This is a genomic window from Janthinobacterium sp. 344 (genome assembly GCF_900112025.1).
Lineage (GTDB): Bacteria > Pseudomonadota > Gammaproteobacteria > Burkholderiales > Burkholderiaceae_D > Janthinobacterium.
The window spans coordinates 402,268-426,788 of the sequence record NZ_FOKL01000001.1; the positions used below are offsets into that span (position 1 = coordinate 402,268).

17 protein-coding genes and 1 riboswitch are annotated in these 24,521 nt (G+C 62.5%); of the genes, 5 read left to right on the forward strand and 12 right to left on the reverse strand.

The genetic code is table 11. From position 1 onward, the window contains the following. Positions 1–218: 218 nt before the first annotated feature. Entirely contained in the window at positions 219–920 is a 702-nt protein-coding gene (gene ompR / locus BM193_RS01800) for an osmolarity response regulator transcription factor OmpR (RefSeq protein ID WP_223278807.1), read from the forward strand. Between the two features lie 13 nt (positions 921–933). Beyond that, positions 934–2,292, forward strand: a complete 1,359-nt coding sequence (locus tag BM193_RS01805) for a sensor histidine kinase (RefSeq protein ID WP_092794919.1) — start codon at positions 934–936, stop codon at positions 2,290–2,292. A gap of 205 nt (positions 2,293–2,497) precedes the next feature. On the opposite strand, the gene BM193_RS01810 is transcribed toward BM193_RS01805, so the two are convergent. Then, positions 2,498–2,977, reverse strand: a complete 480-nt coding sequence (locus BM193_RS01810) for an Imm26 family immunity protein (protein WP_092794921.1) — start codon at positions 2,975–2,977, stop codon at positions 2,498–2,500. A 103-nt stretch (positions 2,978–3,080) separates the two neighbouring features. After that, on the reverse strand, positions 3,081–3,386 hold the full coding sequence (locus BM193_RS01815; RefSeq protein ID WP_254785783.1) for a ferritin family protein: 306 nt from the start codon (positions 3,384–3,386) through the stop codon (positions 3,081–3,083). 137 nt (positions 3,387–3,523) lie between these two features. On the opposite strand from BM193_RS01815, the gene BM193_RS01820 reads away from it, so the two are divergent. Together BM193_RS01820 and BM193_RS01825 are read left to right on the forward strand one after the other, a co-directional pair. Then, entirely contained in the window at positions 3,524–4,681 is a 1,158-nt protein-coding gene (locus BM193_RS01820) for an iron-containing alcohol dehydrogenase (protein ID WP_092794922.1), read from the forward strand. Positions 4,682–4,748: 67 nt separating this feature from the next. Continuing rightward, a riboswitch (TPP riboswitch) is annotated at positions 4,749–4,846 on the forward strand. An 85-nt stretch (positions 4,847–4,931) separates the two neighbouring features. Next, a complete protein-coding gene (locus tag BM193_RS01825) occupies positions 4,932–7,112 on the forward strand; it encodes a TonB-dependent siderophore receptor (RefSeq protein ID WP_092794924.1) in 2,181 nt (726 codons plus the stop codon). Here BM193_RS01825 and BM193_RS01830 read toward each other — a convergent pair whose 3' ends face one another. The 3 genes from BM193_RS01830 to BM193_RS01840 all read right to left on the reverse strand — a co-directional run bounded on the left by BM193_RS01830 (position 7,113) and on the right by BM193_RS01840 (position 8,889). Then, the gene (locus tag BM193_RS01830) at positions 7,113–7,661 is read right to left on the reverse strand and encodes an AAA family ATPase (RefSeq protein WP_092794925.1); all 549 of its coding nucleotides are present in this window, start codon (positions 7,659–7,661) and stop codon (positions 7,113–7,115) included. After that, positions 7,661–8,272 carry a nicotinamide riboside transporter PnuC gene (pnuC, locus tag BM193_RS01835; protein ID WP_092794927.1) on the reverse strand — a complete coding sequence of 204 codons (612 nt, stop codon included), beginning with the start codon at positions 8,270–8,272 and terminating at the stop codon, positions 7,661–7,663. Before pnuC ends, BM193_RS01830 begins: the two co-directional genes overlap by 1 nt. A 98-nt stretch (positions 8,273–8,370) precedes the next feature. Next, positions 8,371–8,889, reverse strand: coding sequence for a DUF2867 domain-containing protein (locus BM193_RS01840; protein WP_092794929.1), 519 nt, complete (start codon positions 8,887–8,889; stop codon positions 8,371–8,373). 79 nt (positions 8,890–8,968) lie between these two features. Here BM193_RS01840 and BM193_RS01845 point away from each other — a divergent pair, with 79 nt between their 5' ends. Then, positions 8,969–9,589, forward strand: coding sequence for a TetR/AcrR family transcriptional regulator (locus BM193_RS01845; RefSeq protein ID WP_175533123.1), 621 nt, complete (start codon positions 8,969–8,971; stop codon positions 9,587–9,589). On the opposite strand, the gene BM193_RS28155 is transcribed toward BM193_RS01845, so the two are convergent. The 7 genes from BM193_RS28155 to BM193_RS01900 form a co-directional block, all read right to left on the reverse strand. Beyond that, on the reverse strand, positions 9,547–10,770 hold the full coding sequence (locus tag BM193_RS28155) for a tetratricopeptide repeat protein (protein WP_139175993.1): 1,224 nt from the start codon (positions 10,768–10,770) through the stop codon (positions 9,547–9,549). The two genes, BM193_RS01845 and BM193_RS28155, sit on opposite strands and share 43 nt — an antisense overlap. After that, entirely contained in the window at positions 10,745–12,337 is a 1,593-nt protein-coding gene (locus BM193_RS28160) for a tetratricopeptide repeat protein (protein ID WP_139175994.1), read from the reverse strand. The genes BM193_RS28155 and BM193_RS28160 overlap by 26 nt, the downstream gene beginning before the upstream one ends. A 2-nt stretch (positions 12,338–12,339) precedes the next feature. Continuing rightward, positions 12,340–14,397, reverse strand: coding sequence for a phospholipase D-like domain-containing protein (locus tag BM193_RS01875; protein ID WP_092794946.1), 2,058 nt, complete (start codon positions 14,395–14,397; stop codon positions 12,340–12,342). 26 nt (positions 14,398–14,423) lie between these two features. Next, the gene (locus tag BM193_RS01880) at positions 14,424–17,198 is read right to left on the reverse strand and encodes a type VI secretion system Vgr family protein (RefSeq protein WP_254785785.1); all 2,775 of its coding nucleotides are present in this window, start codon (positions 17,196–17,198) and stop codon (positions 14,424–14,426) included. Between the two features lie 302 nt (positions 17,199–17,500). Next, positions 17,501–19,654 (reverse strand): S46 family peptidase, encoded by a 2,154-nt coding sequence (locus BM193_RS01890; RefSeq protein ID WP_368087074.1) that lies wholly within the window; start codon positions 19,652–19,654, stop codon positions 17,501–17,503. An 88-nt stretch (positions 19,655–19,742) separates the two neighbouring features. Beyond that, the gene (locus BM193_RS01895; RefSeq protein WP_254785787.1) at positions 19,743–21,872 is read right to left on the reverse strand and encodes a sensor histidine kinase; all 2,130 of its coding nucleotides are present in this window, start codon (positions 21,870–21,872) and stop codon (positions 19,743–19,745) included. Next, positions 21,869–24,463 (reverse strand): chemotaxis protein CheB, encoded by a 2,595-nt coding sequence (locus tag BM193_RS01900; RefSeq protein WP_092794952.1) that lies wholly within the window; start codon positions 24,461–24,463, stop codon positions 21,869–21,871. Before BM193_RS01900 ends, BM193_RS01895 begins: the two co-directional genes overlap by 4 nt. Positions 24,464–24,521 lie beyond the last annotated feature (58 nt).

A 24,521-nucleotide genomic window follows, 5' to 3' on the forward strand; every position in this document is an offset into this window, starting at 1 on the left:
CTGTGGCCCCAGTGTATGATGCTTTACACGGTGCAGTAAGAGTAATTGGGTAAAGTTTGTAACAGTTTGTAATGGGTCGCCACAGCCCCTTGTGGGTGCCGCGCGAGGCGTTACTATAGCAACCAATATAAGATAACACGACACCTTAAATGACCACAACCTCCACTTCCGGCAGCAATACAACAACGCAATCCATCCACGGCCATCAGGCCAAAATCATGGTAGTGGATGACGATGTGCGCCTGCGCGATCTGCTGCGCCGCTATCTGACCGAACAGGGATTCAATGTCTTTACGGCCGAGAGCGCCACCGCGATGAACAAGTTGTGGCTGCGCGAGCGCTATGACTTGCTGGTGCTCGACCTGATGCTGCCGGGCGAAGACGGCCTGTCCATCTGCCGCCGCCTGCGCGGCGCGGGCGACCAGACGCCGATCATCATGCTGACGGCCAAGGGCGAGGATGTGGACCGCATCGTCGGCCTGGAAATGGGTGCCGACGATTACCTGCCGAAGCCGTTCAATCCGCGCGAACTGGTGGCCCGCATCGGCGCCGTATTGCGCCGCAAGGGCCCCGATGAAATCCCGGGCGCGCCGTCGGAAACACCGCAAACCTTCGAGTTCGGCGACTTCGTGCTGGACCTGGGCACGCGCACCTTGAAAAAGAATGGCGAAACGGTGCCCCTCACAACGGGCGAATTTTCCGTATTGAAAGTGTTTGCCCGCCATGCGCGCCAGCCGCTGTCGCGCGAAAAACTCATGGAACTGGCGCGCGGACGCGAATACGAAGTCTTCGACCGCAGCCTGGACGTGCAAATCTCGCGCCTGCGCAAACTCATTGAGCCAGATCCGTCGAGCCCGCTATTCATCCAGACCGTGTGGGGCCTCGGCTACGTCTTCATTCCGGACGGACAGCCGCGCTGATCGCTGGCGAGGCATGATGAAGCTTGTTCCCGATATCAGCCTGGCGCGGCTGAAAAGCGGCCTGTTCTGGCGCACCTTTTTGCTGCTCGGCACCCTGACCTCGGTCAGCATGATCACCTGGATCGGCATGATTTCCGTCGTCCAGCGCGAGCCGCAGGCGCAGCAGATTTCCGCCCAGATCATTTCCGTCGTCACCATCACGCATGCGGCGCTGACGCACTCGGCGCCCGAACTGCGCCGCGAGCTGCTGTTCGACCTCGTCAGCAATGAAGGCATCCGCATCTTCTCGCTGGAAGAGGACGACCGCATCGACCCGCCGCCCGACAATTACCTGATGCCCGAGATCGAGGCGCTGGTGAAAGCCAAGCTGGGCAAGGACACGCGCTTTTCCGCGCGCGTCAACGGCGTGGCCGGTTTCTGGGTCAGCTTCAAGATCGACGATGACGAATACTGGCTGATGCTGGACCGCGACCGCTTGCGCGGCCTGACGGGCTTCCAGTGGCTGGGCTGGGCCAGCCTGGTGTCGCTGCTGTCGCTGCTGGGCGCGGCCATCATTTCCAGCCTGATCAACCTGCCCCTGTCGCGCTTGACGGCCGCCGCGCGCGACATCGCCAAGGGCAAGCAGCCCGCGCCGCTGCCGGAAAAGGGACCGATCGAAATCATCGAGGCGAACCGCAGCTTCAACCAGATGGTCGACGACTTGAAACAGGTGGAGTCGGACCGCGCCGTGATCCTGGCCGGCATTTCGCACGACCTGCGCACGCCGCTGGCGCGCATGCAGCTGGAAGTGGAAATGGCCAACCTGTCGGACGAGGCGCGCGAAGGCATCCAGTCCGATATCGGGCAAATGGACGCCATCATCGGCCAGTTCCTCGATTACGCCAAGCCGACGGAAACATCGAGCTTCACCGACGTCGACCTCAGCGGCTTGCTGAACGAGATGGCGCGCGAAGCGATGCGCCTGCCCGACGTGAAACTCACGGCCGACATCGCCGACGGCGCGCATGCGATGGGCAACCCCACGGATCTGCGCCGCGTGCTGAACAACCTGATCGAAAATGCGCGCCGCTATGGCAAGACGCCGGGCAGCGACGTCACGGAAATCGACATCGCCTGCCACGTGCGCACCAGCCATGGCGCGAAAAAAGTGATTATCGAGGTGCAGGACCACGGCACGGGCGTGCCGGCGGAAAAGATCGAGCAATTGATGAAGCCATTCACGCGCCTCGACACGGCGCGCGGCCAGGCGAATGGCGCCGGGCTGGGCCTGGCCATCGTCGACCGCGTGCTGCTGCGCCACGGCGCGGAACTGCAGGTGCGCAACCGCGAAGGCGGCGGCCTGGCGTTCCAAATCAGCCTGCCGGCTGTATAAATGGCGTAGCTCAGTGGCGTAACTAAGTGGCGTAACTAAATGACGTAGCGGCGCAGGTCGGCTTGGCGCAAAGCGTGCAAGCCGACGCCACCAGCGGCCTTGGCCAACGATGCAACCATGTTGTCGGATTACGCGCGGCAAGGCCTCGCCAGTCCGACCGACGCCACCCGACGCCGGCTCCGGCGCCAGCGCCGCCCAACCGCGCTCAGGCCGACGCCTGCTCCGGCGTCAGCAATTTATTCATCAGCAATTCCGTCGCCCCATAGCCGTACAGGGAATCGCTTTCCATGCCTGGCGTGTCGAAGGGGATCGATTCCTCGCGGTCCAGCTTGGCCGGGTCCGCGTCCGCATAGCTGGCGCGCCAGGCGCGCTGCAGCGATTCATTGCGGCGGATAAAGGCCGGCATGGGCCAGGCGTCGCGCTCCCAGTGGCGGCTGTCGCCCAGCAGGGGCCAGCGCTCGTTGAGCAGCGCCATGTCGCCCGTGCGCAAGCGGCGCACGGCCTGCTCGGGCCGCAAGCCTTCCAGCTCTTCCAGCGCAGGCAAGCTGTCGCGCTTCGGTCCGAACATATACGCCAGCATGATGCGCCCGGCAGGCGCCGTCCGCGCCACCACGCCGACGGCATAGCCGCCGCCCGGCAGGGGCACGGCAAACCAGCTGCCTTCTCGGTATGGTAATGATTTCATCTCTGCAAACTCCCCCAAAATCGTGTTCGGGGCACAGTCTACGCGAAACAAAGGCCGTGTGGCGTATGGTACGCCACAGCAACAAACCAGGAATGACGATGCTTTACGTTATTTTTTCATCGTAATGGTACTGCGCCACGATGGGTCCCGCCTTGAACAGCGCCTCCTTCATTTCCTTGTCCAGGCGCGCGTCGCGGCGGCGCATCCATTCGAGCAGCATGGACATTTCGCGCCGGCTGGTATCGCCCGCATGCGCCAGCACGCGGCGCAGTTCCGGGTCCGTGCATGCTTCGAAGCGCTGGCTGTTCAAGTCCAGCGCCTGCAGCGCGGCGATGGTGGCGCCGATGGCGCGGTGCATGTCCAGCGCGGTGGCGGGCAAGTCGGATTCTTCCAGTGGGACGGTGGTCATGCGGATTCCTTCGCGCAGTGAGAGTGGCATTGGCTGCATTCTCCACCGCGCGGGCGAAAAGCTCAAGCGCCCACGACACGTTTCCACCCGTTCGGCCATAATCATGGCTCGGCATTAGCCTACACAGCGGGAGCCCCATGTTCAATTTCGACTTTTACAATCCAACGCAAATTCTCTTTGGCCAGGGCCAGATCGCCGCCATCACGGCCCTGATCCCGCCCGGGGCCCGAGTCCTCATGACCTACGGCGGCGGCAGCATCAAGCAGAACGGCGTCTATGACGAAGTCAAGGCGGCGCTGGCCGGCCATACCGTGCTGGAATTTGCCGGCATCGAACCCAATCCCAGCTATGAAACCCTGATGCAGGCCGTGGCCCTGGTCAGAAGCGAGCGCATCGATTTCCTGCTGGCCGTCGGCGGCGGCTCCGTGGTCGATGGCACCAAGTTCATCGCCGCGGCCGCCCTGCATGAAGGCGAGGCCTGGGACATCCTGGCGAAAGGCGGCAAGATCGTCGAGGCCGCCCTGCCCTTCGGCACGGTCCTGACCTTGCCGGCCACGGGCTCGGAAATGAATGGCTCGGCCGTGATCACGCGCAAGGCCACGCAGGAAAAGCGCTCGTTCATGAGCCGCAAGGTGTATCCGAAATTTTCCGTGCTGGACCCGTCGAAGACATTCACCTTGCCGCTACGCCAGGTGGGCAATGGCGTCGTCGATGCCTTCGCGCATGTGATGGAGCAATATTTGACCACCCCCGTCAACGCCTCGGTGCAGGACCGCTTCGCCGAAGGCATTTTATTGACCCTGATCGAGGAAGGGCCGAAAGCGCTGTCGCAGCCCGATGACTATGACGTGCGCGCCAACGTGATGTGGAGCGCCACGCTGGCCTTGAACGGCCTGATCGGCGTGGGCGTGCCGCAGGACTGGTCCACGCACGCCATCGGCCACGAATTGACGGCCTTGTACGAGCTCGACCATGCGCAGACCCTGGCCATCATCCTGCCCAGCATGCTGCGCGTGCGCAAGCAGGCCAAGCGCGCCAAGCTGCTGCAATACGCGGCCCGCGTGTGGGGGCTCGACGGCGGCGACGAGGATGGCCGCATCGAGGCGGCCATCGCCCGCACCGAGTATTTCTTCCGCCACATGGGCGTCAAGACGCGCCTGGCCGACTATGGCCTGAACCATGCCAGCGTGGACGCCGTCGTCGCCGCACTGGAAGCGCACGGCATGACGGCGCTGGGCGAACAGCGCGACATCACGCCGGAAGTGAGCCGCAAGGTGCTGGAACTGAGTCTGTAGTTTCGACCTGCAGTGTTGTAAAACGGTCGGCCGGGTGGGACAGCCGGCCGTGGTTCATGCTAAGCTATCAATTCGCTAGGGGTCCTGGAGCAGTCATCCGGGTGAGAGATACCCTTCGTACCTGATCTGGATAATGCCAGCGAAGGAAAGCGCAAAGTACCTCCCTCCTTTGATAGCTCCTGCGTTGGCGCCAGCCGAACAAGCAGCCTGCCGTGCTCTTTCCAGAGACGGCTTGAACCACGAGCAATCTATGTCCACACCGAATTTATCTGTTTCTGTACTGACCCTGGCCATCCTGCACGCGTTTGCCGCGCCCGCCCTGGCCGCGAGCGACGCCGCCGATGCCGCCGCCGAGCCCCAGGCCAAGGCCGAGGCGCAAAGCATGGCCGAAGTGGTCGTCACGGCCAGCAAGGCGCCGGCCGCCAAGCGCGCCTCCGTCGGCGGCTTCAGTGATGCGCCGCTGCTGCAGACGCCGGCCGCCGTCACCGTCATCGGGCAAAAGGAAATGCAGGACCTGCAAATCCGCAACCTCAGCGATGCCGTCAAGCTCGACGCCAGCATCAACGAGTCGTACAACGCCGTCGGCTATGCGGAACAATTCACCATCCGCGGCTTCAAGCTCGACACCAATTCCAGCTACCGCAAGGATGGCGTGGCCATTCCCGGCGACACGCAAATTCCGCTGGAAAACAAGGAACGCATCGAAGTGCTGAAGGGCCTGGCCGGCCTGCAGGCGGGCGTGGCCGCGCCGGGCGGCGTGATCGACTTCATCGTCAAGCGTCCGACGAACACGCCGCTGCGCACCGTCACCGTGGAAGCGCGCGAGCGGGGCACCCTGTACGGCGCCGTCGACCTGGGCGGCCGCCTGGAAGACACGCGCTTCGGCTACCGAGTCAACGTGGCGGCCGAGCGCCTGCGCTCCTACATCCAGGGCGCCGACGGCAACCGCAAGTTCATTTCCGGCGCCTTCGACTGGCAGATTTCCCCGCAAGCCTTGCTGCAACTGGACGCCGACTACCAGGACAAGGCGCAAGTGACGGCGCCCGGCTTCCAGCTGCTGAGCAACGGCAGCCTGCCGGCCAACGTCAGCGCCGACACCATGCTCAACAAGCAGCCCTGGACGCATCCGGTGGAAACCGTTACCAGCAACCTGGGCCTGCGCTTCCAGTACGCCTTCAACGACGACTGGCATGCCACCTTGTCGGCCAACCAGCACTCGTTCAAGCGCGACGACTACACCGCGTATCCATATGGCTGCAGCCCGGAAGGCTGGGCACCCGTCTTCTGCAGCAATGGCGATTTCTCCGTGTGGGACTTCCGCAGCCTGGGCGAGACGAAAAAGCCGCTGAGCGCGCAAGCCATGATCCAGGGCAAGTTCGCCACGGGCAGCCTGCGCCACGAATTCACGGCCGGCGTATCGTATTTCAACCGCAAGGACCGCGCCGGCAAGTACGTGTATGACGAAGTGGGCATCAGCAATATCTACCGCCCCGTCATCGTCGCCCCGTCGGATGGCGTCACGGGTCCCGTGCGCCTGGTGCGCAACGACAAGGAAACGTCCGTCTTCGTGCAGGACATCGTCAGCCTGGCGCAAAACTGGAAACTGCATGGCGGCGTGCGCCATATCGATGTCGACGGCTATCAGTACGTGCTGAAGGCCGACACGGAAATCCGCGCCAGGCACGACTTCCTGCTGCCGAACGTGGCGCTGGTGTATAACCCGCAAGATAATATCGCCGTGTATGCGTCGTATTCGCAGGGCATGGAACACGGCGGCACGGCCGACCGCTACGCCAACAACGCCAACGTGGAATTGACGCCGAGCCGTTCGAAGCAGATCGAACTGGGCGTGAAGGCGGACCTGACGCCGGACTTCATGGTCGCCGCCAGCCTGTTCCAGATCCGCAAGGGCCTGGAATTCAACCAGTACCTCGACAGCAGCCAAACCACGTACAACTTCGTGCGCGCCGGCCAGGCCCAGCACCGTGGCCTGGAACTGTCGGCCCAGGGCAAGGCTTCCGCCAACCTGAACCTGGGAGCGTCCGTCACGGCCCTGAACAGCCAGCAGTCGGCTACCGGCAGTGCCGAGTACGATGGCAAGCGCGTGCCCAACGTGCCCGCCTTCAAGGCGGCCGTGCGCGCCGACTACGCCGTTCCGCAGGTGGCGGGCTTGAGCGTGAACGGCAGCTGGGAATATGCGGGCAAGAAGGCGTTTGAAAACAACAATACCACCTTCGTGCCCTCGTACAGCGTGTTCAACCTGGGCGCCGCCTGGGCCACGCGCCTGGCCGGCACGCCCGCCGTGCTGCGCGCCACCGTCAACAACGTGACCGACAAGTTCTACTGGCGCGACGTGACGCCGGAAGCGGGCGGCTACCTGTTCCCCGGTGCGAGCCGGACCTTCAAGGTCTCGGCGCAGTTCGACTTTTAATTAAGTTGGCGTAAAGGCAGGCGCCGCATCGCGCGCCTGCCGCAGCAAGGGTGCCGCCTGCGCCAGGCGCGCGTCCAGGCTGTCGTGCAGCACATGGTAGACAATGCCGCGCGCGTCGAGTTCCTCGAGCAGCAAGCGATAGATCAGCTGGCGCACGGCTTCCGACTCGCGCTGCAAGCCGTCGGCCACCCACGGGCTGTCGGGCGCCGTCACCAGCGTCACATCGTAGTGCGTGGCGTCGGCCAGCGCCGCCAGTTGCGCATCGGCACCGGCGAAGTAGTGGCGGCTGTAGACCACCGTCATCAACGGCGTCGTGTCGCAAAACAGGAAGTCCCGCGCATGGACTGCGGCGGCCGCCTCGCGTTCCACTTGCGTGCGCGCGATGCCATACTGGTCGGCGGCGACGGGCACCCTGCCCTGCGTCTCGACGAATTCGCGCAAATACTCAGGCACCCAGACGGTGCCGTAGCGCTCGGCCAGGGCGGCCGCCAGGGTCGACTTGCCCGACGACTCCGCGCCCAGGATCGCCACGCGCACGCAGCGCGTCATCACTTGAGGACCATGGCGTCAGGGGCGGCCGGCGCGGATTTTTTCCACGCCAGCAAGCCGATGATGGCCATCACGACAAAGAATCCATACAGCACGGCCGTCAGGGTCAGGCCCTTGTGCAGGTACAGCCACACATACAGCACGTCGACGACGATCCAGGCGATCCAGTTTTCCAGTTTCTTGCGCGACAGCAGGAACTGTCCCACCAGGCTGCCGGCCGTGAGGAAACCATCGGCATGGGGCACGTCCGTGTCCGTCGTCGTCAGCAGCCAGGCGATGAGCAGGAAGCCGGCCAGCCAGCCCGCGGCGCACGCCAGCCAGCCGCGGCCATCGAGGCGCGTGACGGGCAAGGTCTTGCCGCCGCTGACGGGGTGCAGCCATTGATACCAGCCCCAGAACGAGACGCTGATGAACAGCAGCTGCAAGGCCATGTCGCCATACAGGCGCGACTCGAAAAACACGAAACCGTAGGCGGCTGAGGAAATGATGGCAAACAGCCAGGCCCAGTGGTTCTGGCGGATATTCAGCGCAACGGTTGTCAATGCCAGGACAAAGGAAATCAGTTCAAGCGGCGTGGTGGCAAAACCCAGCAGGAGAAGCGTATCGTTCATGGGAATCGTGATGAGGCTGGTGGCGCAGTATGCAATACCGGGCATGAATAAGCAAGATTGCCCGCACCGTCACGCCAGCTTCACGCCACCTTTACCGCTCAGGCAAAGCCGGCCCTCGCGGCGCGCGCCAGCGAACGCTGCACGATCAGCTTGTGAAACGGGCGGATCAGCAGGATATACGCGCGTCCCACCCAGTTATGGCAATGCACGACGCTGGAGACGGTCACGCTGCCATGGCGCCCCGCGCCCCGGTCGCGCAGCACCGACAGGCGAAAATCCAGATGGCTGTCATCTTCGCCCAGGATGATTTCATCGTCGCTGACGCTATAGATGCGGAAGATGCCGATGCGCTTGCCTGGCTTGGCTTCCAGCTGCTTCGCCGTCTTGATGCCGAACAGCGAGACGATGGCGTCGCGCACCAGCATCAGCCATTGCGCCCAACGGGGCTGGCTGCCCAGCAGCTGGCGCGCCAGGCTCTGCATGTCCATCTGGCGCGCCTGCGCCGTCGGCAGCGCGACGGCATACGCGTCGGCCAGGTTGCTGCCTGGATACAGCGACGCGATGCCGGCGCCGGACGGCAGGGCCACGGCCCGCACCGCGTTGTTCATTTCTTGCATGTGAACTCCATGTTTTCAGTGATAACATGGCCATCATACACCACAATGTGAACAGCGATAACATGCAATGACAACAGCGATGACAACCACGAACACTTACCATCACGGCAACCTGCGCGATACCCTCGTGACCGCCGCCATCGCCCAGCTGGCGCGGCAAAGCGACGCCGGGCTCTCCTTGCGCGAACTGGCGCGCGCGGTGGGCGTCTCGGTGGCCGCCGTGTACCGCCACTTCCCCAGCAAGGAAGCGCTGCTGGCCGAGGTGGCGGCGGCCGGCTTCGCCAGCCTGATACAGAAATGGGAAACGCAGCTGCCGCCGCCGGGCAGCCTGCCGGCCGAACAGCACTTTCAATTGCTGGGCCAGCAATACATCGAATTCGCCCTGGCCGCGCCGGCCCATTACCGCCTGATGTTCGAGCACCAGGACGTGCGCCAGTTCCCCGCCCTGCAGGAAGCGGCGCAAGCGTGCTTCCAGTATGTGCTGCAAACGGCGGGCGCGGCCGTGCGCGAAGCGGGCCTCGATGCGCGCTGGGACAAGGCCGCCGCCAGCGCCGGCTGGTCGCTGGGCCACGGCTACGTGATGCTGCTGCTGAGCGGCCGCCTGGCCATGACGGACGGCGGCGACGATTTATCGCCGGCCATGGTGCCGCGCTTTTTTCAGTTGCCGGTGGAGGCCCTGACGCCAGCACCGCTGTCCTGAATCCTGGACATCGTCGTCATGCGGGATCGCAAGGCGGCAGGGTGCAGCGCATAGTCGGCGGCCAGGAAATATGGTTGTTGCAACAGCGAGGCGGCGCTTGGCTGCGGGGTGGCTGGCGGTGGGCGGACGCCCATGGCGGCGTCAAGCAGGCTCTTTCGTTGACCATCCCAAGGCGGCAGATCGGCCGGTGGCAATGGCAGGACTCTATCGAGATTGGGGAAGCGGCGATTGGGGTTGAAGCCGAGGGCACGATTAAGCACCGCATAACGTTCGCCGCGAGCCTTGTCAATGAACGGCACTAACATATCGGACATATTAAAAGGTTGGCTGAACTCTATTGAGAGATCGCGTGCGCACTGCGCGCAACCCAGGCGGACACCTTCATGTAAGACTTTTAGTGCGCGGTCTTTTGTTTCTGGCGTCCGATGATCGCCAATTATTGTGCCATCTGCAGTTCTTGGCGCACCATATAAATAATATAAATCATATGCCGCTGGACCATAACCTTGGGCAACCGCACATTCCAGCATTTTGGTCGCTACAGGAATGTTGCCCCACATATCAATACCTGGGTGATCCTCTCCAGCAGTCAATTTTTCGCCGAGAAAACCCATTGCCTGTGGATTTCCCATCTGCGCCGCCTTTTGCCAGAAGGCATAGGCACGCGTGATGTCGCCGTTCACGCCGGTGCTGCTAGCATAATACGTGCCCATGCGGTCATAGGCGGCCGGTATGCCCAGCCGCATCGCCTTTTCCACCAGTTGGACCGCCTCTTCCTCGCCATACGAAGGATCGTGCCCTTCCACATACAGGCTGGCCAGATTAAGCATCGCCTTCCAGTGCAATCGCTCTGCCGCTTGACGCGTCAGATCGACGATTTTTTTATAATCGCGGTCTTCCACAAAAATTTCTGGATCTTCCATGGCGCGCGCTTCGAGGAACCAATCCTCCGCTTGCGCATCGATGGGCGGCACCTTGCTTGCCTCGATTTCACAGATGAAATCCGCGACATGGGGATTGAAGAGCGGCAGGCTCTGGTTGCGTGGCCAACCTTTGTCGTCTGGCATTTTGCAGGCTAGCAGGCAGCACAAGACAATCAGCAACGCAAGGCGTCCTCTTGTGGCATCCATGCTGGATTGATTGCCATCCATTGCGTTACCCAAGATCAGGAAGGGACGCATCCATCAAATGCCACGTCACCTCGTCGTCAGGCAAATCGAGCAGCCAGTCGCGGCGCGGTCGCGGGAACGGCGCGCCCTGGTTCAGCCACGCCTGCCGCCAGTACTGGTTGACGACGGCTTGCAGCGGATGGTCGGCCTCCACCCACGGTTGCCAGACGCCGCTGACCGGACAGGCCTGGTCGCAAGCGCAGCTCAACAAAGGCTCCGGCCGCGCCACCTCGCGCAGCAAGCCGCGCGCCGCGCACGGTTCCACTGCCCCATGGCTGTGCCGTATCGTCAGGCACTGCTCCCACGTCACGGGGCCGTAACGGGTCGTTCCATCGGCATCCAGCATGCCGAAATGGCGGAACTCTTCACCTTCACCGAACAGCCGGGCCGCTTCCGTCACTCCTTGCCCTTGGGCGGGTTGCCAGTATGCGGAAAACGGCGCAGTCGGCGCGTCGCTGAGCAAGCCGGTGGGATGCAGCGCATAGTCGGCGGCCAGGAAATATGGTTGTTGCAACAGCGAGGCGGCGCTTGGCTGCGGGGTGGCTGGCGGCGGACGGACGCCCTTTGCGGCATGCAGCAAGGTATCCCTGTCGCCATTCCAGGGCGGCAGATCGGCGGGCGGGAGCGGCAAGACCTTGTCCAGATTAGGAAAGCGCGCATTGGGATTGAATCCCAGTTCACGATTAAGTACGCCGTAACGTTCCGCTCGCGCTTTATCAATATAAGGAGCCAACATGGTTGCAAGATTAAATGGATCTCCAAACTCAATCTCCAGCTTGTTTGCGCACTTTTCGCAGCCGAATGCTACGCCCTCATGTAGCACTTTAAGAGCAAGTGCTTTAGTTTCTGGCGTACGCAGCCCGCTAACTCTTCCTGTGGCCATTCTCGGGGAGGCATACATATAAGATAAATTATATGCAACTGGTCCGTACCCTTGGGAAAATGCACATTCCATCATTTTTATTGCGACAGGAATATTAGCCCAATACCCTGCTCCTTCATTTGCAGGACCTACATTTAGTTTATCTGACAAAAAATCCATCGCTTGGGGGTTACCCATTTGCGCCGCCTTTTGCCAGAAGGCATAGGCACGCGTGATATCGCCGTTGACGCCCGTGCCATTCGCATAATACGTTCCCATCCGGTCATATGCGGCCGGAATCCCTAGCCGCATCGCCTTTTCCACCAGTTGCACCGCCTCTTCATTACCGTATAAAGGATCGCGTCCTTCCACATACAGGCTGGCTAGATTGAGCATCGCCTTCCAGTGCAATCGCTCTGCCGCTCGACGGGTCAAATCGACAATTTTTTTGTAGTCGCGGTCTTCCACGAAAATTTCAGGATCTTCCAAGGCGCGCGCTTCGAGGAACCAATCCTCCGCTTGCGCATCAATGGGCGGCACCTTGCTTGCCTCGATTTCACAGATGAAATCCGCCACATGCGGATTGAAGAGCGGCAGGCTTTGGTTGCGTGGCAGGACTGTGTCGTTAGGCATTTTGCATGAAGTTAGAGGAATACAGAGAAAAACTGCCAAAATAAGAAAAGGCAGGGGAAGGGGGAAATTTTTATACTTTTTCATGCTCACCCCAAACGCATCGTGGAACTGCGTGTATCTTCCAAGGGGAGCAAAAAGCCGGTCATTTTCTTGTCATCCGCATTTGCAGAATCAGATTTTTTCCTGTCACGGTTTGCCCCCATCAGCTCCACCCATTTCCCGTAAGCAGCTACAATTTCCCCCTTCGTCCCCTCCCCGCCATCGACCAGCCCACCGCTATGCATGCGCCACACCCGCTTGCGCAAGTCGCGGGCCACGCGGTAGTCGACGGTGGCGATATTGATCTCGCTGTCGACAGCCATGCTGCGCTGGTTCAGGTTGGCGCTGCCCAGCGTCATGAACACGTCGTCGACCAGCATCAATTTGGAATGGATATAGATTTCACGGTAGCGCCAGCGGTCCTTGTCAAACGCGCTGACATTGAGCATGGCCACCGATACCTTCAGCCCGAATTCGCTCTCAAGCGTCATCGCGCCGGGTTTGTTGATGCCGTTGGAGTGCTGCACCACGTCTGGCAACTTGACTTCCGCCTCGGTGGAAATGCCGAATCCGGCCCTGACACGCCGGGTTTTCGGTCGCTTGTTATAGTCGTCGATCATGGTGTTTTGCCCCGTCATGCCAGCGTGCTGCCCCAGGGTCGCCAGCGTGTCGTGGGTACGCGGCACCATCTGCGCGCGTTCCGGCACGGGAATGACGATGAATACGTGCATGACCGGCATATCACGCATGGTCTTGCCAGCTTTCAGGCTTCCGGCCTTCCAGGCGGAGACCACCTTCTTGCGCTCGCTCAGCAAGTGCCGGGCCCATTCTTCGTACTGGAAATACTGGTTTTCCACGTACAGGTAGCCGGCCGCCAGGCTGGCCTGGGTCACCGCGCGAAAGTAGGTTTCCTTGATCGTCTTGTCTTGCTCCTCGGGCTGCGTCAGGACGATCTGCACGGTGGAGTCATCCGGCCCGGCCTCGCGCAACAGCTGGGCCGGCGGGTTTTTACATGACGAATACCAACTCACGCATTCCCCGGCGGCCTGATGCGTGAGGTCGTCGATCGCGCGGTCCCATGCCTTCACGAAATTGTTGTACAGCGCGATCAATGCCTTGCCGCCGTCGATGCGGCAGGCATAATCCTGATAGGGCTTGAGCGTGGCAAAGCCGCCGTCCGCCGCCATTCCTTGCAAACACTCGCGCCGCTCGTTGACACCGCCCTGTTCGCGACGCGTGTCGTCGAGCAGATGGGCGGTCGTGTCCCAATAATCGGTCACCGAGTTCAGGCCCATTACATAGCCGACGGCCTTGGATCCCTTTTCGTGGGAGAAATCGATCAGGATCGTCTTCTGGTGATGCGTGCCCAAGTAGCTCATGCCGGGCTTTTCAATTTCCCCCATCGTCAAGCCGTGCGGCTGGCTTGTTTCGGTCGCGATACTCTTGCTGATCGCATGGCTGTTTCCGTGCCGCAGGTGAATCGTCAGGCGCCCCAACAAGCCATGGAACGCGGCCGCATACCAGCTGTGGCAATATTCTTCACGCGCCAGCATAGGGATATCCTCGGGCCGGACGATATCGCCCCTGAAAGCACTGCTTAAAACAAGTTTTTTCCTGACTGCCTCCTGCAACATCGCCAGGCTGGCTCTGGCGCTGATGTCGTCGGCGCGCTGTCCACCGGTTTTCCATGGCGAGGTGCCGTGCGAATGGCCCGGCATAGTGCGCGCTATCGGCGAACCGATCCGGTCATACCAGATCAGCAGGCGCACCCTGACGTGACGCCGCGTGGTGGCGTCGATCAGCAAGTCGCCAAACGTGTCGCCACGCGGCCAGGTGGCGCTGTTGCCGCGCACCAGTTCCATGCCTGGGTCGAAGCCCCAGCAGCACAGGTCGATGGAATCTTTAGCCCTGGCGATCTCGGCGGCGATGTCGGCGAACCCCTCCTGTCCGCAAATGAACAGCGTCAGCTTGTTGTTGTGCGTAATCGGATGAGTGGCCTTGCCCTTCAGGTTGCGGTTTTCCAGCAGCCACTGGAGCGAACTCGTCGCAGTGCGTCCGACTTCGTCGATGTGGGTGGTTTCAATGCGGCCGCTCGATTCCGGCATGGCGCTCTCCTGTCAGTGCAAGGTGATCATTGAAACCAGCGGCCGTCGCTGGTGTCGTCAAGCGCGCGCAAACCGCGGTTCGACAGCTTCTGCTCGCCGTCCGGCGCCGCGTTCGGCTCGAAGCACGCGCTGGCTTCCAGGGCAAACTCCTCGCCATTGCCGAGGACGACACGGTAGCGCGGCGTGCCGTCCTGGTGTGCGATCACGATGCGGCCGTATTCATCGGTCAGGCCCCGTTCGACTTCGGCGTCTCCCTTGTACAGCGTGTACGGCACATTGGCATACTGGCCGCCATCCGCATGGGCCTGTATCGTATGCTGCAATTGCCCCGCTACCGGCGCGATGGGCGGTTCCAGCTCTGGTTGCGGCCGGTTCTTGGGCGCCAGCGTTTCCAGGTTTCCATGGAACAGCGTCGGCGACGCGGTAAAAAACTGTACCTTGTCGCTAATTTCAAGCATGCAATTAGCGCCATGCAGGCGCACGCCCTTGCGGCCGCGAATGTTCACCCAGTCGGTCTGACTGATCAATTCCAGCACCTTGTGGGCGACGATATCGACCGTATCGGTTTGCGCCGCGATCTGCACCGGGCCGGCTGCGGCGATCAGTTTCATGCCAGCCTTGTGGACGAACAGGCGCAGCGCCGCGCCGATGCTGGCGAACAGGCCGCCGCCGGCCGCCAGCGACAGGTCGCACCCGGTCGTCAGCGCCGTGTGCTCGGCGCTGGCGATGTGCGTCGATTGCGCGGTCGTCGTTTCGATACCGGCCGGACTGGCCAGCACCAGATGCGGCTTCGATAGTTCGGGAAATGCGCTGTCGCCACTGCCGGCACCGCCCTTGATCGCCGCATGCTGGGCATTGAGCACATCGGCCGCGGCGCCCTGCTGGTCGGTGCTTTCTTGCGCGCCGTAATGCTGCGCCAGGGCGGCAAGCGCCTTGTGCCGCTCGGCAGCCTCGGCCAGCCGGCGCAAGGTTTCATCCATGCTCTTGATATGCGAAGCGGCGCCAGGGCGCGCCTCGGTGGTCAGCAACATGCCGCGCCCGGCGCGCGCCACGCCCCAGGCGTCTGACGCCAGTTCCCAGCCTTCGCCACGCGCATCCTTGCGCCCGCTGGCGTCTTCGATGCGGCTGATGCAGCCGAGCGACAATTGACTGTGCTGGTGATCGCTTTTCAGTTGCGCCTGGATGCGCTGGTGCGTGTCATCGAGCACCAGCTGGTTGCCGCGCACGCCGTAGCCGCCGCCAGGCATCAGCTCGGCGCTGCGCCAGCCGCCCAGCACGCATTGCCCCGGCAAATTCCACGGCGGCGCGTGGTTGCCGTTGTACACCGCGCCGACAATGACGGGACGGTCGATATTGCCATCAAGAAACTGAATCAGCACTTCCTGGCCGATGCGCGGCAACGCGATCTGGCCGAACGCCTGGCCCGCCCAGGGCGTCATGACCCGGATCCATGGCGAACTGCCCGCGTCGAACTTGCCCAGCCGGTCCCAGTGGAATTGCACCTTCACCCGGCCCAGCGCGTCGGTATGGATGGTTTCGCCTGCCGGCCCGGTGACGATCGCCGTCTGCACGCCGGGCCAGGCACAAGGCGTGCTGTTGAACTGCCGCCCCGGATACCAGCGGATGCTCTTGCGGATGCAGCGAAAACGGTTTTCATAATGCGACTGCGCGCCCGTGCCTGCCTGGTAATTGTTGCTGGCGATATGATCGACCGACAGGATCAGGTATTCGCGCGCGCGGATGTCCGGGCGCGCCGCCTCACCCTTGGCCGGCATGGATGGCGTGCCGCTGAAGTGTCCGCCCAGCGTGAAACTGCGCCCGGCCTGGGCGCAGCGGTGATTGCCGCCGGCGTCGAAGTATTGCGCCTGGCAGTGATGCTCCTCCAGGCGGCGTTGCGCCAGCGCTTCGCCGTCGCCCATGCCGGCGTAGCCATAGCCGGTGTTTTGATACAGTTCATGGGCAAACACGTCGCCCTGCTGGTGCAGCGCATAGCCGCTGGCGCGGCTGGCATACGGATGCTTGTAGTTGAAACTGGCCAGCGTGAGCGAGCCTGATGCGATCTTGCGTATTGCCTGCCAATCGCGTATGCCGTCGCGCTCCAGCGAGCCGGCGCCGCTGCGAAACGCCATCTCGTCGGCTTCGCTGGCATGGGGGTCGCCTGTGTCGATGCTGTCGCTCAGCCAGGTATTGTCGCCCAGACACAGCGTATGACCGTCGGCGCGATGTTCATACCAGTAATGGATACCCTGGTCTTCCCAGCGCCGGTGCAGATGGTTGTAATCGGTTTCATTATGCTGGTTGGCGCAGCTTAATATCGCTTTTTCCTCATGCAGCCGGTTTTGCCAGTCCCGCTGCAAATAATGCCCGAAGGTCGTTTCGCTGATGTCGATGACCGTGCGTTCGTGGAACGAGACGTTGTCCATGCGCAGCCTGGACAATGCCAGCCACGGTTGCAGCACCATCTGGTAGAACGCGAAACCGCCATCGCTGCGCAACAGGCGAAATTCGCCGACATAACCATTAAAATAGCGCAAGCTGCCGTCGTCGCGCACCATGGAAATCGTGACCATGCGTCCCATCATCGCGGTCAGGGGAACGTGGAGATTGTCGGACAGCAGTTCGACGTCGAAGCGGAAGTCGCGTGACATTTCCTCATGTGCCCGCAAGCTGTTGACCAGCAGCGCGGTATCGGGCGGACCGTCCTCGCGCGGAAAATCCATGCGCAGCAAGCGGCTCTCCTGCACGCGCCGGCCCGCTCCGAAAAGCCGCGCCAGATCGGCTGCCAGCTCGCCATCATCCATGTTGCCTCCTTCGGACAAGCAATCGTCAGGAAATTATTGTGAATTTATGACACACAGAACCGGATGCTATACAAGGCGCCGACTGCTAGCAGTTGGCAAGCCTCGTCGGCCACCTTGTAGAGCGCCGGTTATGGACGTCAGAAATCACAAGAATTTATTGGGGCTTACTTCGTTTCCCCGGTCCATGCTAACCACGGTGGACGCCGGCATATTGATGGAACTCAAAATAGTTGGCCATACGCAAAAAAGCCGCATCGGCCCTGGGGCGGATGCGGCTTTGTTCCAGCGCTTGCTAAAACTGATTACTTCGCGGCCTTGACGGCTTTCGGATACTTGATGGTCATTTCCTGCAGCAGGTTATCCGCGTGGTCCACTTCCTTCATCACCCACAGCATGTAGCGGATGTCGAGGTGGATGGCGCGCGTGATGGCCGTGTCGAAGTACCAGTCCTTGGTGATCGATTCATACGTCGAATCGAAGTTCAGGCCGATCAGCTCGCCACGCTTGTTCATCACGGCCGAGCCGGAATTGCCGCCCGTGGTGTCGGCGCTGGTGAGGAAGTTGACAGGCACCGTGCCCAGTGCCGGATCGCGGAACTGGCCGTAGCGCTTTTCCTTGACGGCGTCGAGCAGCGCTTGCGGCGCTTCGAACGGGGCCTTGCCCGTGACTTTCTCGACGATGCCTTCCACGGTCGTGAACGGCCCCTTGGTGATGCCGTCGCGCGGCGAGTACGGCGCGACCGTGCCGTACGTCACGCGCAGGGTCGAGTTGGCGTCAGGATACACCGGCTTGCCTTGCGACTGTTTCCACGCGATCACGGCCTGCATGTATTGCGGAATCACGCGCTCGAGGTTGCCGTCGATTTCCTTGCGGCGCTCTTCCAGCGCCAGTTCCACCGGCTGCAGCTTGACGGCCAGCTGCATGAAGGCATCGTCGGACTGGGCAACGGCAGCCTGGTCCTTGTCCAGCCAGGCCAGGCGCTTGGCCGTGTCAGCCAGTTGCGTCTGCTGGTACAGGGCCGCCACGGCCGCTGGGGCCGGCAACAGCGCGTCCAGGCCTTGCGGATGGCTCTTCGCCGCCAGTTGCGCGTAACGCTTCAGGCCCGCTTCAAAGCGCGCCTGGTCGACCTTGTTGACGTACGACTGTTCCAGACGCGCCAGGCGGGCCTTGATGAAGGCCAGGTCGCGCTGCTGGAAGCCCGATTCGCGCTCGGCGTCCGGCTTCTGGCGTTCCTGCGACAGGCGGTAGACGGTGCGCGCGCTCTTCAGCAGATCGCTGTTGGTGGCCACCGTCCAGGCGAACTCTTCTTCGCTCAGGGCCATGTCGCTGGCGATCGCCGCGTCCAGTTCGGCCAGCAGGGTCGGCGACACGTTCGGCTGCTTCGCGTACCAGGCACGGAACTCGGCATCCTGCCCATCCTTGATGGCGGCGATGTCCTTGCGGGCGAAACCGTCGAGCAAGCCCTGGGTTTTCTTCAGCACGTTATTGATGCTTTTCACCACGCTGGCGTAGCGCACGGCGGAGGCGGCGTCGCCCTGCGTCGCGTCCGCCATCACGGCCAGGTCAGCTTGCAGTTCGGATACTTTCAGGGGGAAGGCCGTATCGCGCGCGAAGCGGATTTCCGCCGGCAGCTTGTAGCGGCTGGTGCGGCCGGGGTAGCCCGCCAGCAAGATGCCGTCGCCAGCCTTCAAGCCTTCGGCCGAGACCACCAGGAAGTCCTTCGATTTGTACGGCACGTTGTCCGGCGACGGGTCGGCCGGACGGCCATCCTTGCCCACGTAGGCGCGCAGGAACGAGTAGTCGCCCGTGTGGCGCGGCCATTCGTAATTGTCGACGTCGCCGCCAAAGTTCCCGATCTTGTCCGATGGCGCATACACCAGGCGCACGTCGCGTATCATCATCTGGCGGATGCGGTAGTACTCGAGGCCGCGGTGGAAGGCAGGCACCGAGCAGCGGTACATCTTGTCCGTCTCGCATTCGGCGATCAGGTCCTTGACGCGTTTTTCCACGGCTTCGTGGCGCGCGCGGCCCGTCATGTCGGCCGTCAAGCCTTTCAGCACGCGCTCGCTGACATTTTCCACCTTGTCGGTCACATACACGAGGCTGTTCGGGCCGCCCGGCAGCTCTGCGGCGCGCGTCTTGGCCAGGAAGCCGTTGGTGATGTAATTATGTTCCGGCGTGGAATTGCGCTGGATGGCGCCGTACGCGCAGTGGTGGTTCGTCACCACCAGGCCCGCGTCGGAAACAAACGCGGCCGAGCAGCCGCCCAGCGACACGATGGCGCTCATCGGGTGCTTGCTCAGGTCTGCCAGTTTTTCGGCGGGAATGTCGATGCCGACCCGTTTCAGTTCGGCCTTCAGCTGTGGCAATTGGTGTGGCTGCCACTGCCCTTCGTCGGCGTGTGCGCCGGCGAACGCGCCCATCAAGGCGACTGGTAATACGATTGTCTTGAACAAGATATGCCCCTCCATAAAAAGCAGGCGAAAGTATAGCCTGTCCAGGCCGCCCGGGTCGGCAAAAAAATTATCTTGCGGCAATCACCGCTCAGCTGATCACGCGCACCGCGCCCGGCAAGGGAATCTGCAGGGCCAGGCGGCACCCGGCGCCCGATGGCGGCGTACCCACCTCGAACTGGCCGCCCAGCGCCGTCACCCTTTCGGAAATGCCGATGAGGCCAAAGCACTGTTTCTTGCGCTGCTGCTGCGGCGTGATGCCGATGCCGTTGTCGCTGATGGCCACGTACACGGCGCAGGCGTCCGAACTCAGCTCGATCTCGACCTGGCTGGCCTGGGCATGGCGCATGACGTTGCTGAGCGCTTCCTGCACGATACGGAACAGCACCGTCTCGACCTGGCTGCCGATGGCGGCGAACAGCGCCTCGTCGCGTATCAGCAGGCGGCAGGCCACGCCGCTGCGCTTGCGGAAGTCGCCCACCTGCCATTCGATGGCGGCCTGCAAGCCCAGGTCCAGCGCCATCGGGCGCAGCTCGTTCATGATGCCGCGCACGCTCTTGATGGTGGTGTCGACATTGCTGAGCACGGCACCGACACGGCGGTGCAAACGGGGATGGGAACCCTCGGTGCGCGCGCTGAGCATGGAAATATCGATGCGCAGCGCCAGCAGGTTCTGCCCCAGTTCATCGTGGATGTCGCGCGAAATGCGCTTGCGCTCGTCTTCCTTGGCCGTTTCCAGGTGCAGCGCCAGCTGGCGCAGCTGGGCGTGCGACTGGCGCAGCGCCCCGTCCATCAGCTTGCGCTCGGTGATGTCGGTGTGCGCCACCACCACGCGCAGCGGCCCTTCGCCGAGGAAGCGGCTGACCTTGGCCTGCGACCAGCGGGGACCGGCGCGCGTGGCAAATTCATACTCGAGCGCGTACGCATCGGTCGTGCCGGCGATCACGGCGCGGATGCCGGTGGCCAGCTCGCGCCCGGCATTGCGCTGCCAGCGCGGGTCCGTCTCGCAAAAATGCAGATACTGCAGCTGGTGGCTGGCGTGGCCGGCAAACGCCAGGCAGGCCTGGTTGGCGTGCACCAGGCTCCCCGCCTGGTCCAGCACCAGCACGCGGTCCGACAGCGAATCGATGGTGGCATGGAAGAAGCGCTCGGCGTCGCGCAGGGCTTCCTGCGCCCGTTCGCGCTGGTGCACTTCCATCTGCAGGTGCTGGTTGGCGCGCAGCAGCTCGGCCGTACGGTCGATGACGCGCTGGTCCAGTTCGCGGTGCAGCTCGCGCAAGTCGGCTTCGGCCAGCTTGCGTTCCGTGATATCGGAAAACACGCCGACAAAATGGCTGATGGCGCCATCGGCCGAGCGCATGGGCGTGATCGACAGCGATTCGACGAAGCGCTCGCCATTCTTGCGCCGGTTCACCAGCTCGCCATACCAGCTGCCGTCCTGGTGCAGGCTGCGCCACATGGCTTCATAAAATTGCGGCAGATGCGTGCCGCCGCCCAGGAAGGACGGGTCGCGCCCGATGGCTTCTTCCGCCTGGTAGCCCGTAATGGTGGTGAAGGCGGGATTGACGGAAATGATGTGGTTCGCGCTATCGGTCACCAGCACGCCTTCGCGGATGGTATCGAGGATGACGAAGGCGCGCCGCAAGGCCGATTCGCGCGCCAGCTCGTCGCCCAGGTCCGTCACCAGCATGCGCGCCGTGCCGCTGGCGCCGTCGAAGTTGGCCTCGATGCGCACCACGCCGCCCGAGCGGCCCGCCTCGGACTCGAACAGCTGCGCCTCGAGCACCTGGCGCGCGCCGCTGGCAAACACGGCGTCGAGGAAGCGCCGGAAACCACCCTGCGCCTGGGGCGCGATGAACTGTTCGAAACGCCGGCCCAGCAGGCGGCTCTTTTCCCGCCGCAGCAAGCCGCAGGCGGCTTCATTGGCGCGCGTGATGACGCCTTCGGGCGCCAACGAAAAATAGCTGACGGGCGCCTGTTCATACAGCTGCGCATAACGGTCGCGGCTGCTTTCAAATTCATTCTTCAGCTGTTCCAGCTCGGCCAGGGCCGCGTTCTGCATTTCCAGCTCGATCTGGCTCACCTGCAATTCATGCAGCTGGCGCATCACTTCTTCATTCGACAACGGTGGCGGCACAGGCTGACGCTGTCGCTCCGCCAATTGCTCGGCCTGCTCTCTCAGCCTGGCCGGCGCGGCACCGCCGTCGAATGGTTCGCTCATGACACGCTCTCTCCCGTCGCGCCGCCAGCCACGGCGCCGGACTGCATCTGGCGCAGCTGGGCTTCCAGCAACTTCGATTCCGTGATGTTGATGAAGGTGACGACCACGCCATCGATCACGTTTTCAATCGTGCGGTACGGCATGATGCGCACGTTGTACCAGCGCCCCGTCTTGGTCGGCACTTGCCGCTCGCAAAAGACCAGGCTGCGGATGACTTCCAGCGCGTCCGTTTCCAGCCCCGGATAGTCGAGGTCGTTGACGATATCGCTGAGCGGACGCCGCAAGTCCGTCTGGATCAGCTTGTAGATTTGCGTGGCAGGCGCCGTGAAGCGGCGGATGCGCAGGTCGCTGTCGAGGAAGATGGTGGCGATGTCCGTGCTGTTAAGCAAGTTCTTCATGTCGCTGTTGACCAGCGACAAATCATCGACCTTCGATTGCAGTTCGGCATTGACGGTGTACAGTTCCTCGTTCAGCGACTGCATCTCCTCCTTCGACGTCGTCAGTTCCTCGTTCGTCGATTGCAGTTCCTCATTCGTCGACTGCAATTCCTCGTTGGCCGATTTGAGTTCCTCGCGCGAGGTCTGCATCTCGTCGCGCACGGCCTGGATTTCATTGCGCGCCTGCGCCAGTTGCTGTTCCAGCTCCAGCACCTTGGGATTCGGCGAGCGGCCGCGGCGCACCTCGGACGCCAACGGCACGCTGGAGAACGTGACGAAGACCATGCCGCGCAGGGATTCGGGCTGGCTCAACGCTTCGGCGCTCAGGTCCACGCCCAGCGATTGTCCCAGATGGTCCTTGACCACCAGGCCCTTCAGGCGCACCACGCTTTCGCTCTGCAAGGCTTGCTTGATCAGGCCCGCCAGTTCATAGCGCAAGCCTTCGCGCGCCATGGCGTGGATATTCCAGTTGGCCTTGCCGGCCGCCGGCTCCAGGAATGCGCCCGTGCGGCCATTGATGTACAGGATGTCGCCGTCCTGGTTCAGCAGCGCGGCGGCAGGTGAATATTTCTGGAGCAATAATTGCTCGACATGGGATTGAATCTTTCCAGTCATGCTGACTTCTCTCGTGTCGCTAGGTGTAGGGGGGGATGCCAACGATACCTTGGTGGGAAAATACGTGGGCAGGCGCTGGCGCGCCAGGTTGTCGAGCCGGCGGTACAGCCGGGTCGACGTGGTCAGGGGCGAAAACAGGTCGGAAAAGTGGCCGGGCGTATCGGCGCTGCCCAGCAACAGGACCCCATCACGGTTCAGCGCGTAGTGAAACAGGGGAATCAGGCGCTGCTGCAGCTTGGCATTCAGGTAAATCAGCAGGTTGCGGCAGCACAGGATGTCGAGCTTGGTGAACGGCGGATCGGAGATGATGTTTTGCTGCGCAAAGATGATCGTGTTGCGGATCTCTTTTTTCACGTGGTAGTCGCTCTTGTCGCGCAAGAAGAAACGCTCCAGGCGTTCGGCAGACACATCGCTGCTGATGCTGTGCGGAAAGCGGCCCTGGCGCGCGCGGTCGATGGCGTCGGCCGACAGGTCGGTGGCAAAGATCTGCAGGCTGTATTTCGACGGCGGATTGATGCCCGCCACCACTTCATGGAAGACCATGGCCAGCGAATACGCTTCCTCGCCCGTGGAGCAGGCGGGCACCCAGGCCTTGAAGGCGCGCCCGTCCGGATGCGCGGCCAGCATTTGCGGGAAGACCACCATTTTCAGGTATTCCCATACCTTCTGGTCGCGGAAAAAACTCGTCACGCCGATCAGCAATTCCTTGAACAGCAAGTCGATTTCGGCCGGGTTCGCGCGCAAGTACGGCACGTACTCTTCCATCGACGTCATCTGGTACAGGCTCATGCGGCGCTCGATGCGGCGCAGCACCGTATTGATCTTGTAATCCGTAAAGCTGTTACCCGTATGCTCGGACAACAGGGCAACGATCTCCTGCAGCGAATTGCGCCCGTTCGGCTCCCTTCCCGGCAAGCTGAGGAAGCTGCTGCGGAACAGGTAGCTGATGATCTTGTCCGGCATCTTGTCGGGGAAGTCGACCAGATCGACCACTTCGGCGGCGATGGCGCTTTGCGGCATCATGTCGAACTTGGCCGTGTCGGGATGCTGCGCCAGCGTCAGGCCGCCCGCCTGCTTGATGGCCTGCAAGCCGCGCGTGCCATCGTTACCCATGCCGGAAAACACCACGCCGACGGCCAGCTCGCCCAGTTCGGCCGCCAGGCTTTCGAAAAAAGTATTGATGGGCAAGCGGTGGCCGCGCAGCTGCACCGGCTCGCTGAGCAGGAAACGCCCTTTCGACAGGCCCAGGTCGGCATTCGACGGGATCACATAGATATGGTTCGGGCGCAATTCCGCCTGGTGCGTGATTTCCGTGACGGGGATGCTGGTGGCGCGCTGCAGCAGTTCCGGCAGCATGGCCTTCTGCGTGGGATCGAGGTGCTGGATCACCACATAGGCGATGCCGCTTTCCTGGGGCACATTCGCCAGGAAGGCGACGATGGGATCGAGCCCGCCGGCGGAAGCGCCGATGGCCACCACGGGGAAGACGATGGTGGCCAGTTCGGGCACGGAGGCATTGCTGTGTTTGCTGCGTGTCATCGTCTGCAAGAGTGCAGCCACGGCAAAACCGTCAGGCTGTGAATTGATAATCTTGCAT